The sequence below is a fragment of the Vibrio splendidus 12E03 genome (genome assembly GCF_000272105.2).
GTDB lineage: Bacteria > Pseudomonadota > Gammaproteobacteria > Enterobacterales > Vibrionaceae > Vibrio > Vibrio splendidus_I.
In genome coordinates this window covers 1-13711 of the sequence record NZ_AJZD02000227.1, presented here as the reverse complement: position 1 = coordinate 13711, position 13711 = coordinate 1, and the positions used below count along the sequence as shown (strand labels likewise).

Sequence of the window (13711 nt, the reverse complement as noted above, 5' to 3'; positions counted from 1 at the left end):
ACTGGATCCAGAGAGGTGAAGACTCGAATCCCTTTTTTCGCCTCAAATCGGTCGCCGACATACTTCTTAAGCTCAATATTTACTTGTTGGAAGTAAGCGGGCTGACGGCTAGCAATACGTGGGTTGTCTTGAATATCCAAATCACGACTCGCCGCCTCTTCGTATTGTCGCGGAGTTAAGATGTCTTGTTGCATCAATAAACGAAGAACCAAATCGCGTCGAGTCTTAGCACGCACAGGATAACGAACCGGATTGTAATACGACGGTCCTTTCACCATACCGACCAGCAGTGCTAGCTGATCGATACGGAGCTCTTGAATTGGCTGACCGAAGTACAAGCGAGACGCTAAACCGAAGCCATGGATCGCTTGCCCACCATTTTGCCCAAGGTAAACCTCGTTTAAGTAAGCCTCTAGGATTCGGTCTTTGCTGTAACGATGGTCCAAGATAAGCGCAATGTAGGCTTCACGAACCTTACGCCACAATGTACGTTCACTGGACAAGAACAGGTTTTTTGCCAGCTGTTGCGTCAGCGTACTACCACCTTGTACCGTTCGCCCAGCTTTGACGTTAACGACCATTGCACGAGCGATGGCCAGTGGCGACACGCCATCGTGTTGATAGAAATTTCGGTCTTCGGTTGCCAATAAGGCATCAACCATCACTTCTGGGAACTGATTACGTTTTAAGAACAGGCGTTGCTCATCGTTACTTTTCTCAAGCATGCCAAGCATTTTTGGTTCAACACGTAGGTAGCCCATGTCGCCTTTCTTCTCTAACGACTGAATACGAGTTAACTCGTTACCGTTGAAATGCAGCATCACATGACGATCCGCTTCCGGTCCATCGACAAACTCGAACGGACGACGAATCATTTCAATCTTGGTGGAAGAAGAAGAGTATTCGCCCGGGTGACGAGGCGCGTTCACCTTACGATAATTAAGTACATCGAGCTCATTCTTAACCTGAACCAAACTCACCGGAGTTCCCGGAGACAGGTCTAGCACTCGCGCATAAACCACGGTTGGCAAATCAAACAGCTGACCTTCAAAGCGCTGTTTGACCACAGAATCGAGATAAATACCGACGAACAACAGTAATGCCGCAAGCGCTAAGCCTGCTTTCCAAGAAATGCCCCATAGGATCTTCAACCAACCTCTTTTGCCTGATTTCTTAGCTTTAGGTTTGGTCTTTTTCGCAGCCGCTCTTGGTTTTCTTGGCTTGGCTTTGGTCGCTGGTGACTTCTTTGCTGGCGCTTTTTTAGGTGGTGCCTTTTTTGGCGTTAACATTTTGGTCATCATCGATTCAACTGTCGTTTGGTTTTAGTGGTTGCTACATGGTTAGCAGGGTCATCCGGCCAAGGATGTTTTGGGTAACGGCCTTTCATCTCTTTTTGTACTTCTTTGTACGCGCCAGCCCAAAAGCCAGCTAAATCTTGAGTAATTTGCAGTGGTCGCTGTGCTGGAGAAAGTAGCTCAAGCACGACTTTTTTACGGCCTTGCGCAATCAATGGCGAATCTTGTTCACCAAAGACTTCCTGCATTCGCACTGAGATCACGGGTTCAGACTGACATTGATAACGAATGACCTTCTTGCTGCCTGTCGGCATCACATAGTGCGTTGGTAACCATTGGTCTATCTCTTGATTCAAAGGCCAGCCAAGATAAGCCGACAACGCCTGCTCAATCGAAACACTAGTCAGCCCTTTTGCCGACTTAATGCCATTCAAATATGGTGATAGCCACTCATCAATATGTTCAACCAAACTCGCGTCATCCATCGCTGGCCAATCATGTTCAGGCATCCAAAGCTGAGCGCAGCGTACACGCTCAACCAGCTGTTTAGCCGAAGGTGTCCAATGTAATCGATCCAGCCCGCATCGAGCGACATAGTTGAGCAGCGCTTGGCTCGCCTGATTCGAATCGGGCTCAGGTAAAGCTTTGGTGCTGATAATCAGTTTACCCAGAGACACTCGCTGCTCGGCAACTAAGCGACCACGCTTCTCATCCCAATCGGCGTAATCGGAACGCACAAACAGTTTTGGAAATTGAGCTTCTAGCTGCGCAATATCAACTGCGGTGGCTAAGAAAATTTGACTGGCTCGCCCTGTGCTGCGCATCAAATCAATCACTACGATATAGTCATTGTTCGCCAATGGATCATCGTCACGAACCTCAGCACCGTGGCCATTCGCTAGAAGGAAAGCACTGCTGGTCGCGCTTCTCACTTGTGCAATCCGGTCCGGGAACGCAAAACAAAGCACTAATGGTAGCAATGATTCGTCAGCTTGTGACAAATCTAAGTGATGATTGAGTTTGCTGGCGAGACTTTTCGCTCGCTGCATCACCACGCTGTTTTTCGAATGCTTTCTTTGTTTAAGCCGGTGCAACGAATGCTGAATATCAGTGACGTTGCGTTCAGGCTCTTCAAGTAAAGCGGCGGCGACAATCGCAGCATTCAGCAATGCTGGGCTGCCTTGTTGCGCTTTTATCAGCATGCTGACGATACGTGGTTCAAGGCCTAAACGCTGGGCCTGCTTACCTAGCGCCGTAAATTGGCCATTACTATCTAATAGCTCAAGGCTTTGCAGCAGTTGCTTGGCTTGTTCCACTGAAGCTTGTGGCGGAATATCTAGCCATTGCAACTCGTCTGCATTTGCAGCGCCCCACTGCGTCAATTCAGCCACCAGCGAAGAGAGATCTGAATGTAGAATTTCAGGCTCAGGTACAGCAGGTTGCTGCATCAGCTGCGTTTCGCTGTACAAACGAACGCACAAGCCCTCTTCAATTCGTCCCGCACGACCCGCTCGTTGCTCAGCTGAAGATTGCGAGATTTTCACTTGCTCAAGCTTAGTAATACCGGTTTTCAGATCGAACTTCGCCACACGTTCAAGCCCGGAATCGACCACCAGTCGAATACCTTCAATCGTCAAAGAAGTCTCAGCAATATTGGTGGCTAACACCACCTTTCGACGCCCTTTCTCTGATGGCGCGATCGCTTTCTGCTGTTGAGGAAAGCTGAGTTGCCCATACAAAGGGCAAACATCGATATCGCTGGCGAGTTGTTCCAGTTGAGATTCCACCTGTTTAATCGCAGAAACGCCCGGCAAAAAGGCGAGAAGTGAGCCTGACTCTTTCTCCATCAGAGAGCGAATCACGTTGGCCATTTTAGGGGCTAGATATTCATTGGCGTTAAGAGGTTGATAACGGAAATCGACCGGAAAGGTGCGACCTTGTGATTCAACGTATTTGGCATTCGGCAGCAAAGTTTGCAGAGCTTGTTGATCTAAGGTTGCCGACATCACAATCACTTTTAGATCGTCACGCAGCGCGTCTTGGATCTCTAAGCTAAACGCAATTGCAGTATCGGCGTGAATGCTGCGCTCATGAAATTCATCAAAGATCACCATATCAACCCCAGTCAATTCAGGGTCGGTTTGGATCATTCTTGTCATGATCCCTTCAGTGACGATTTCCAAGCGAGTTGAACTGCTGGTTTTAGATTCACCACGAACTCTAAAGCCAATGCTCTCCCCGACTTTTTCACCTAGCTGACTCGCTAAATACGTCGCGATATTTCTTGCCGCCAAGCGCCTAGGTTCAAGCATGATAATTTTGCCTTGAACGGCGTTGGTCTTAACTAACTGTAAAGGGAAGAATGTTGACTTACCCGCACCGGGAGCGGCCTTTAGAACAAGTTGAGTGTGTGTTTCTACGCCAGCGAGCAGATCTGGCATCACAGCTTCTATGGGCAGTTGTGGCAATGGGAGAACCTTGTGGTGTAATGTTGGCAACATTGTACATAAAAACCTACCCGTCTAAATAAGTAATATGCAGTTCAATCCACCATTAGAGTCAGCGACTCTTATCAAACGCTACAAACGTTTCCTCACTGACATCAAACTTCCAGACGGCAGCGAGCGTACTATCCACTGCGCTAACACTGGAGCGATGACAGGGTGTGCGACTCCTGGCAATACGGTGTGGTACTCAACATCTGATAATGCAAAAAGAAAGTACCCAAACAGCTGGGAGATCTCAGAAACAGACAAAGGTCATCGTATTTGTGTAAATACTGCGCGGGCAAACCAGCTAGCAGTGGAAGCAATTGAAAATAATACTATAGTTGAACTCTTAGGCTATAACGCGTTACGAACCGAAGTGAAATATGGCAGTGAGAATAGTCGCATTGATATTCTGCTTGAAGATAACGAAAAGCCGCCTTGTTATATCGAAGTAAAAAGCGTCACTTTGCTCGACGAGCAAGAAACGTCAACTAAAGGGCAAGGCTTTTTCCCTGATGCGGTCACAACCAGAGGCCAAAAACATCTGCGTGAACTCACAGAAATGGTCGAATCTGGAAATAGAGCCGTACTTTTATTCACTGTTTTACATTCAGGTATTGAAAAAGTGTCTGCGGCACACCATATAGACGCCAAATATTCGTTATTACTAAAACAAGCACAAGACGCTGGCGTTGAAGTGCTTTGCTATAAAGCAGAGCTCAGCAATACTCAAATACAACTAAAACAAGCTGTTGAATTTATCAATAGCTAAGCAAAGATGCTGAACTAATCACATTGATTGCAAGTTTGAATAAGAGTATTTGCCACCATTCGTTCTTTCTGCTATAGATACCCGCCTTAAAATTAGCTGCTTTGCAGTTGACTAGGTGTAAATAGGAGATGCTGTATGCCAGAATCTAAGAAAAAAGCGCTAGGCATCCTAGCCATCGCAGGTGTTGAACCGTACCAAGAAAAGCCAGGTGAAGAGTACATGTCACCTGAGCAAACGGAACATTTTACAAAAATTTTAGCAGCTTGGCGCAACCAGCTCAGGGAAGAAGTTGATCGTACTGTGCACCACATGCAGGACGAAGCAGCGAATTTCCCAGACCCAGTTGACCGTGCTTCTCAAGAAGAAGAATTCAGCCTAGAGTTACGTAACCGTGACCGTGAGCGTCGTCTTATCAAAAAAATTGAGAAGACATTAGACAAGATCGAAGAAGACGATTTCGGCTTCTGTGATTCTTGCGGTATCGAGATTGGCATTCGTCGCCTTGAAGCTCGTCCAACTGCTGATCTTTGTATTGACTGTAAAACACTTGCAGAGATCAAAGAGAAACAGATGCAAGGTTAATTCTTGCAGATGTAAAGAAAGGGAGCCTTGGCTCCCTTTTTTGTTTGTTATCCAAGCGCAGTATTTCACACGCTTGATAGTAAATAGCAGCTTTAAACCTTAGTTCTATACATCAAACCTTGTTTCTATAGATTGAAGCTTAGTTCTACGCATTAAAACTTTTGTTAAACGTCTTAAGAATCGGCTACTGCGGTACCATTTAGATTAGGTTGTTCACTCATGAATTATATCGGGCGCTTTGCACCATCACCGTCAGGTCCTCTTCATTTTGGCTCACTTGTTGCTGCTCTAGGTAGCTACTTTCAGGCGAAATCTAACCAAGGAAAATGGTTAGTTCGTATGGAAGACCTCGACCCACCAAGAGAAATGGCCGGCGCTGCAGACCTCATTCTTAAGACGCTTGAGGCTTACCACCTATTTTGGGATGGTGAAGTCGTCTATCAAAGCCAACGTCATGGCTTGTATCAAGCTCAAATTGATCAATGGGTCACTGACAATCAAGCCTACTACTGCCAATGTACCCGTAAGCAGATAAAGGCTTTGGGTGGCTTTTACAATGGTCACTGTCGAGATGCAGGCTTAATCGATTCAGGTGAACAAGCGGTGCGCTTGCGCATGGATTTTCCTGTAGAGTCCTTTGATGATGTGCGCCACGGCACGATTCAAATCCCTAAAGCATTAGCTGAAGAAGATTTTATTATTAAACGCAGAGATGGATTGTTTGCCTATAACTTGGCCGTTGTCCTTGATGACATCGAACAAGGAGTAACGGAAGTCGTAAGAGGCGCAGACCTGATAGAACCAACAGGTCGACAAATCAGTTTGTACAAGACGCTCAAGCAAAAAACAGTGAGCTACTTGCACTTACCATTGGCAACCGATGACTTGGGGAATAAACTGTCAAAACAGAACCATGCCACCGCAATCAATCTCGACAATCCAAAACCAACGTTACTCAACGCGATGCGATTCTTAGGTTTTGATATCCCGACAGCCCTTTGTGAGGCTTCAATGGATGAGATTTTATTGTGGGGCTGCCAACAATGGAACGTCAGTCAGTTACCTGATAGTTTACAAAAAGAGCACTGTAATTAGCTCGAAACTCACGGCAAATAGCAAAAACGACACATAAAAATGCCATAACCAACCACTGTGGTTAAGCAGACGATGTTCTCAAATGGCTCGCGCTAAGCTATTATTAGCCGCAATTAAACTCTGCACTACCACTTTGGACTAAGAGAAAAACAAAGTTGGCGATACCTACTTTGTTCTAAACTAATGAATACAAACGACAATACCCCAAGCGAACAACGCGGATTCCACGAATTAGCTCTGAATATTTATACTCGTCAAGAGCACAATATTTCACGCAAGCAGATCAGCGACAACGCACTAAAAGTGCTATATCGCCTGAATGGTGCGGGTTTTGACGCATTTCTAGTCGGTGGTGGTGTACGCGATATCTTATTAGGCTCTCAGCCAAAAGATTTTGATATTGCGACCAACGCAACGCCAGAGCAAATCAAACACCTCTTCAGAAACTGTCGCCTTATCGGTCGCCGTTTCCGCTTGGCACATATCATGTTTGGTCGTGACATCATTGAAGTGGCAACTTTCCGTGGCCACCACCAAGAACCATCGAAAAACGTGTCTGCACAATCGAAAGAAGGCATGCTATTGCGCGATAACGTGTATGGCAGTGTTGATGAAGATGCAGAGCGTCGTGATTTCACAATCAATGCGATGTACTACAACATTGCAGACTACAGCATCCACGATTACGCGGGTGGTGTAGAAGATTTAGAAGATAAACTGATCCGCCTGATTGGCGATCCAGAAACGCGTTATCGTGAAGACCCAGTACGTATGCTACGTGCAATGCGCTTCGCCGCTAAACTGGATTTCGATATTGAAGAAGACACAGCTGACCCGATTGAAGAGTTAGCGCACCTTCTAAGAGATATCCCAGCAGCGCGTCTTTACGAAGAGTCTCTGAAATTGCTGCAATCAGGTCACGGTTTAGAAACCTACCACCTAATGCGCGAGTACAACCTCTTTCAACAGATGTTCCCAGCTGTAGCGGAATACTTCACAGAAGATTACGACTCTCACACAGAGCAGATGCTTGATTTGGTTCTCGATTCAACCGATCTTCGCATCGAAGATGGTAAGCGAGTAAACCCAGCATTCATGTTCGCAGCGATGCTTTGGTACCCAATGAACAAGCTGGCAGACAAACTTGTCGCTGAACAGGGTATGGCGCACTACGACGCGATCATGGAAGCGAGTAACATCATTCTTGATCAGCAAGTAAAGTCTATTGCTATTCCTCGTCGTCACACCGCAACCATTCGCGAAGTTTGGCAACTGCAACTTCGACTGCCTCGTCGCAACGGTAAACGCGCTGTTCGTCTAATGGAGCTCAACAAGTTCCGTGCAGGCTACGATTTCCTAGAAATGCGTGGTGAGATTGAAGGTGGCGAAACTAAAGATCTTGCGAAATGGTGGGAGCGTTATCAAACAGCCGGTCGCAACATGCGTCAAGCGATGGCTAACGACGTTGCAGCACCATCAAAGTCAGGCCATCGTCGCCGTAAGACTTACCGAAACAAAAAGAGTAAGCAATCAGAATGATAACGGCTTACATTGCGGTCGGCAGCAACCTTGCCGACCCAGTTAGCCAAGCAAATTTGGCTATCGAAACGCTAAAAAGCCTACCGCGATCAACGTTTATTGCGACCTCTCAGCTATATAGTAGCACTCCAATGGGGCCGCAAAATCAACCAGACTACATCAACGCGGTAGTCGCTATCCAAACCGAATTAACGCCAATTGAACTGCTTGATTGCACTCAAAAGATCGAGTTAGAGCAAGGGCGCGTCCGTAAAGACGAACGTTGGGGTCCAAGAACCTTGGATCTCGACATTGTGTTATACGGCAATGAGGTGATCGATTCAGAGCGCTTAACCGTTCCTCATTATGGAATGAAAGAACGAGAGTTTGTACTCTATCCGCTTGCTGAAATCGCACCAAGTTTACAACTCCCTGATGGGACTGAGCTGACAGAACTACTGAAAATAGTAGATAAGAACGGGCTCAATGTTTGGCAACAATAGCCAAGCGCATTAAGGAAAACCAATGAAAAAAGTAACCATTAACGACCTGATCAAATGCAAACGTGAAGGCCGTAAATTCGCGACGTCGACAGCTTATGATGCGAGCTTTGCTCAATTATTCGAAAGCCAAGAGATGCCTGTACTGCTTGTCGGTGATTCACTAGGGATGGTTCTACAAGGCCATAACGATACATTACCTGTCACCGTTGAAGATATTGCTTACCATACTCGCTCAGTGCGTGCTGGTAGCCCTAATTGCCTTCTTATGGCTGACATGCCTTTCATGAGCTACGCGACTCCAGAGCAAGCTTGTGAAAGCGCAGCTACCTTGATGCGTGCTGGCGCGAACATGGTAAAAATCGAAGGCGGAAGCTGGTTGGTCGATACTGTGAAAATGCTAACAGAACGCGCAGTACCAGTATGTGCGCACTTAGGCTTAACGCCTCAATCTGTGAACATCTTTGGTGGTTACAAGGTTCAAGGTCGCGACGACGATCAAGCAGATAAAATGGTTGCTGACGCACTCGCGCTACAAAACGCAGGCGCTCAAATCGTTCTACTTGAATGTGTGCCAGCTTCATTGGCAAAACGAATTACAGAAGCTTGTGACGTACCGGTTATCGGTATCGGCGCCGGCAATGTTACCGATGGTCAGATCTTGGTTATGCATGACATGTTCGGTATTTCTGCGAACTACATGCCGAAGTTCTCTAAGAATTTCCTAGCAGAAACCGGTGATATGCGTAAGGCAGTAGCTCTATACAAAGAAGAAGTAGAGAGCGCGCGCTTCCCTGATGAAGCTCATACAATCGCTTAGGAGTAAGTATGCAAACTTTTGCTGAAATAGCGGCTCTTCGTGAGCAGATTAAACAGTTTAAGCGTGATGGACGTACGGTTGCTTTTGTACCGACAATGGGAAACCTGCATGAAGGCCACCTAACTCTAGTAAAGAAAGCTCGAGAACTGGCAGACATCGTTGTGGTAAGCATCTTTGTAAACCCAATGCAGTTTGACCGCGCCGACGACCTAAACAACTACCCTCGCACGTTAGAAGCAGATTTAAGCAAACTGACAGGCGAAGGCGTTGAGCTAGTATTTACACCCACGCCAGAGGTTATGTACCCAGAGGGATTAGACAAACAGACGTTTGTTGAGGTTCCAGGCATATCTCACATGCTTGAAGGTGCATCTCGCCCAGGTCACTTCCGTGGTGTAGCGACGATTGTCACCAAGCTGTTTAACATTGTTCAGCCAGATTTTGCATGCTTCGGCAAAAAAGACTTCCAGCAGCTTGCTGTTATTCGCCAGATGACCACTGACTTAGCGTTAGACATTAAAGTTGTGGGCGTTGCGACCGTTCGTGAAATGGATGGCTTAGCAATGAGCTCTCGCAATAGCAACCTAACGATTGACGAGCGCCAACGAGCGCCAGTTCTAGCGCGTACTATGCGCTGGATCAGCAGTGCTATTCGTGGTGGTCGCGATGACTACGCATCAGTGATTGAAGATGCAACCGACCAGCTACGCGCTGCAGATCTGCAACCAGATGAAATATTCATTTGTGATGCGAAAACGCTCCAAGCGATCACTGCAGAATCGACTCAAGCTGTGATTCTAATGTCGGCTTTCCTAGGTAAGACTCGCCTTATCGACAACCAAGTTTTAGATTTGGTCACGGAAACCAAAGAAGAAGTGAAAGAAGAAGTAACTGAATAATCAGTTTCTGCTCCTAACGCAAAACATAAAAAAGGTCGATTATATATCGACCTTTTTCTTTGCCTGCGATTCAAGAGCATTAATAAATCCAGGATAATTACGCATTAGCTACGTAAGCCGATACCCTTAGTCACTAGGTAGTGTGCAATGCCATACAACGCTACGATAAACACACCCAATACACCAAACGACGTCACAATACCCACATCAGACACACCCAAGAAGCCATATCTGAACGCGTTAACCATGTACACGATAGGGTTCAACTTCGATACACCTTGCCAGAATTCAGGTAATAGACTGATCGAGTAGAACACACCGCCAAGATAAGTCAGAGGCGTCAGGATGAAGGTCGGAATGATCGAGATATCATCAAACGTGCGTGCGAACACCGCGTTAATCAAGCCACCCAGAGCGAACACAACTGAAGTTAAAAATACCGTCGCCATGATCACGCCCCAATGGTCAACTTGTAGGTCGACAAAGAACAAAGATACAAACGTTACTATGGTACCCACTAGCAACCCACGAACCACACCACCCATTACGAAGCCGGCGATAATCACGTAATTAGGAACAGGTGCTACAAGCAACTCTTCAATGTTCTTTTGGAATTTGGCACTAAAGAACGATGAAGCAACGTTGGAGTATGAGTTAGTGATCACCGACATCATGATCAAGCCGGGCACAATGTATTCCATGTAGCTAAAGCCGTTCATTTCACCAATACGTGCACCGATAAGGTTACCGAAGATAATGAAATAAAGCGTCATGGTAATTGCTGGTGGAACTAAAGTTTGCACCCAGATACGCGTGAAGCGATTGATCTCTTTGGTCAACAAACTGCAGAAAGCTGTCCAATATAGGCTGTACATATTATTTACTCCCCTCACGGACGATACTCACAAATAGCTCTTCTAGACGGTTTGCTTTGTTACGCATAGATAGGACTTTAACCTGTTGCTCGCTCAATTGAGCAAAAATGGTATTCAAACCTAGGTTCTTGTCGATTTCAATTTCTAGTGAACCATTGACCATCACTTGGCTATTCACGCCTTCAAGCTTAGGTTCAGTCGTGCCCTCTTCCAGATCCAGAATAAAGGTCTCCGCACTCAATTTGCCCAACAGCGCTTTCATTGTTGTGTTCTCAATCAGCTCACCGCGATTGATGATGCCAATATTGCGACACAGCATTTCTGCTTCTTCTAGGTAGTGCGTGGTCAAGATAATGGTAATGCCCTGCTTCTCATTGATCTCTTTTAGGAATTCCCACATCGAACGACGCAGTTCAATATCAACGCCTGCTGTTGGTTCATCAAGGATCAACAAATGAGGTTCATGCATCAATGCACGCGCGATCATCAAACGACGCTTCATACCACCAGACAAGTTACGCGCACGTTCGCCACGCTTTTCCCACAAATCGAGTTGAGATAGGTACTTTTTCGCTCGCTCTTTCGCCAATGCTTTTGGCACGCCGTAATAGCCCGCCTGTTGCAACACTATCTGTTCGACGGTTTCGAACGGGTTAAAGTTGAACTCTTGAGGCACTAGACCTAAGTTCTGCTTCGCCAACTCCAGATCGGTATCAATGTCGTAACCGAACACTTTAACCTTGCCTGAAGTTTTATTTACCAGTGAAGAGATAACACCAATTGTGGTTGATTTACCCGCACCATTTGGACCAAGTAGTGCATAAAAGTCGCCTTTTTCTACTTGTAAACTAACGCCCTTAAGAGCCTCGAAGCCCCCAGCATAAGTTTTTCTTAATTGCTCAATTTCTAATGCATACATAGAGATAGACTGCCATTTGCTATAGATAAGATGTTGACGACCGAGCTTGAGGAGAGAGTAATGCTTAAAACGAGCTAGCAGAAAACTAACCCAAACTTGTTTACTCGGCCATTTTGCAAACAAGTTTATCGTTGATTAACGATGAATACAAATATCGTGTGAGAGTTTCTTTCGAAAACAAATAAGAATATTGGCTATGTGAAGACCAAATCAGCGTTCAATAGATATAAAAATGCCGCTAAGTGATTCACTTAACGGCATTAATGATCAGTCTTGGAATGGGCGTCTATGGCTTATTCATATCAGATCATTCATATCCGATTATTACTGAAAATTAAACTGACTCAAATTGATGTTCATCTCTGTCGACATAGCTTGTTGCTGCCGTCAGGGCTTCATACCTGAATCGATAAGTGTTGGATTCAGGCACTAGGTCAATCACGTGGAACTTCTCTAGTTGCTGACGAGTATTCTCATTAGGACACAGTAGATACACCTCACACTGCGCATCCAATGCATCTTTAATCGCATTCTCTAGCGCTAGGCCAACAGTCACATCAATCATAGGGACATCTGTCAGGTCTAGAATCATCGCTTCATAGTCAGAAATACTTGAGTGTTGACGTGAAATCGCCTTTGAGACACTGAATATCATCGGCCCTGAAAGATAGAAGAACAGCACCTTACCATTGGCACTATCGAGTAACTGACGTTCGCTATCGGTCAATGGAATATCATCTTCATCATCACCATCACTGATCGCCTTAACTTGTCTGGCTTGCTCTCGGCTCAATCTTTCAATAATCAGAATATTCGAGATAAACACGCCCAGTCCAACAGCAATAATCAAGTCGACAAACACAGTCAGTAACATCACGCCGTACATCACACCCATGCCCGCATAGCTGACCTTGTGCGCGCGCTGGATAAAACTCCAATCTAGGATATTGAAACCAACATACATCGCGATACCAGCCAGCACTGCCATAGGGATCGGTTCTGTTAAGCCACCCGCAACCAATACCACTAGCGCAAGTACTAAGGCTCGAATAACGCCTGAAAGCGGAGAACGCGCTCCCACCTGAATATTAGTCACGGTACCCATAGTGGCACCCGCGCCAGGTAACGCACCAAACAGGCCAGAGATCATATTGGCAATGCCTTGGCCACGAAGTTCTTTGTCTGAGTCATGTTCTTTACGAGTCAGTGAATCCCCAATTACCGCGGTCAAAAGCGTATCAATACAACCAAGCGTACCCAACACCAAAGCATCGATAACCATAGTCGTGAACTGTTCAGCGCTGATCGTAGGGATAACGAGAGAAGGCAAACCGGCTGGAATTTCACCAATACGGCGAATAGAGTCGGTATCAAAAATAATGACAGACAAGAGCGTCACTGCAACCAAAGCGACCAGTTGAGCAGGCACATACTTACGATATTTAGCTGGAAAACCGAAAAGAATACCGAGCGTCAATGCCCCTAAAAACAGCTCGCTGATTTTAAGATTAGCCAGTGTATCTGGAAGCGCAGAGAGCGTGCCCATCACACCACCGGAAGGTGCAGCATGTCCTAATAGAGGGGACAACTGCAGAATAATTAGAATAACGCCGATGCCCGACATAAAACCGGAGATCACGCTATATGGCATCAAAGTAACGTATTTTCCGAGCTTTAATGTACCGAGTAATATCTGAAAAGCACCTGCCATCATTACCACGGTAAAGGTCATTGCCATTCCGGTTTCAGGATACTTGGCCACCATGCTAGTCATTACTGCCGTCATGATCACCGTCATCGGACCGGTCGGTTCAGAGATCAGGCTGCTCGAGCCACCAAACAATGCCGCAAATAGGCCAACCATGATGGCGCCCCAAAGGCCAGCTTCCGCGCCCGCGCCAGAAGCAACACCAAATGCCAATGCTAAAGGCAACGAGATGATGGCTG

12 protein-coding genes are annotated in these 13711 nt (G+C 46.2%); 7 read left to right on the top strand and 5 right to left on the bottom strand.

Annotated elements, in window-relative coordinates; genetic code table 11:
- A partial coding sequence (locus tag A142_RS15130; RefSeq protein WP_198928603.1) for a transglycosylase domain-containing protein occupies window positions 1-1301 on the bottom strand: 1301 nt, incomplete at its 3' end.
- Complete coding sequence (gene hrpB, locus A142_RS15125; protein ID WP_019819799.1) at window positions 1298-3796, bottom strand: ATP-dependent helicase HrpB; 2499 nt, start codon at window positions 3794-3796, stop codon at window positions 1298-1300. The genes A142_RS15130 and hrpB, both read right to left, overlap by 4 nt.
- 34 nt (window positions 3797-3830) lie before the next feature.
- Here hrpB and sfsA point away from each other — a divergent pair, with 34 nt between their 5' ends.
- From sfsA to panC, 7 genes are all read left to right on the top strand, one after another.
- Window positions 3831-4556 carry a DNA/RNA nuclease SfsA gene (gene sfsA, locus A142_RS15120; RefSeq protein ID WP_019819798.1) on the top strand — a complete coding sequence of 242 codons (726 nt, stop codon included), beginning with the start codon at window positions 3831-3833 and terminating at the stop codon, window positions 4554-4556.
- A gap of 135 nt (window positions 4557-4691) precedes the next feature.
- Window positions 4692-5138, top strand: a complete 447-nt coding sequence (gene dksA / locus A142_RS15115; protein ID WP_004738189.1) for an RNA polymerase-binding protein DksA — start codon at window positions 4692-4694, stop codon at window positions 5136-5138.
- 219 nt (window positions 5139-5357) lie between these two features.
- A complete protein-coding gene (gene gluQRS, locus A142_RS15110; protein WP_029405251.1) occupies window positions 5358-6233 on the top strand; it encodes a tRNA glutamyl-Q(34) synthetase GluQRS in 876 nt (291 codons plus the stop codon).
- 183 nt (window positions 6234-6416) lie between these two features.
- Window positions 6417-7772, top strand: coding sequence for a polynucleotide adenylyltransferase PcnB (gene pcnB / locus A142_RS15105; RefSeq protein WP_019819797.1), 1356 nt, complete (start codon window positions 6417-6419; stop codon window positions 7770-7772).
- Window positions 7769-8254: a 2-amino-4-hydroxy-6-hydroxymethyldihydropteridine diphosphokinase gene (gene folK, locus A142_RS15100; RefSeq protein WP_019819796.1), complete on the top strand. Its 486-nt coding sequence runs from the start codon at window positions 7769-7771 to the stop codon at window positions 8252-8254. Before pcnB ends, folK begins: the two co-directional genes overlap by 4 nt.
- 22 nt (window positions 8255-8276) lie before the next feature.
- Entirely contained in the window at window positions 8277-9071 is a 795-nt protein-coding gene (gene panB / locus A142_RS15095) for a 3-methyl-2-oxobutanoate hydroxymethyltransferase (RefSeq protein WP_019819795.1), read from the top strand.
- A gap of 8 nt (window positions 9072-9079) precedes the next feature.
- Window positions 9080-9970, top strand: coding sequence for a pantoate--beta-alanine ligase (gene panC, locus A142_RS15090; RefSeq protein ID WP_019819794.1), 891 nt, complete (start codon window positions 9080-9082; stop codon window positions 9968-9970).
- A gap of 104 nt (window positions 9971-10074) precedes the next feature.
- On the opposite strand, the gene A142_RS15085 is transcribed toward panC, so the two are convergent.
- The 3 genes from A142_RS15085 to A142_RS15075 all read right to left on the bottom strand — a co-directional run.
- Window positions 10075-10845, bottom strand: coding sequence for an ABC transporter permease (locus A142_RS15085; RefSeq protein ID WP_029405250.1), 771 nt, complete (start codon window positions 10843-10845; stop codon window positions 10075-10077).
- A gap of 1 nt (window position 10846) precedes the next feature.
- Window positions 10847-11764, bottom strand: coding sequence for an ABC transporter ATP-binding protein (locus tag A142_RS15080; protein ID WP_017059435.1), 918 nt, complete (start codon window positions 11762-11764; stop codon window positions 10847-10849).
- Between the two features lie 334 nt (window positions 11765-12098).
- Window positions 12099-13711, bottom strand: a 1613-nt coding sequence (locus A142_RS15075; RefSeq protein ID WP_019819792.1) for a SulP family inorganic anion transporter, incomplete at its 5' end; no start/stop codon positions are given.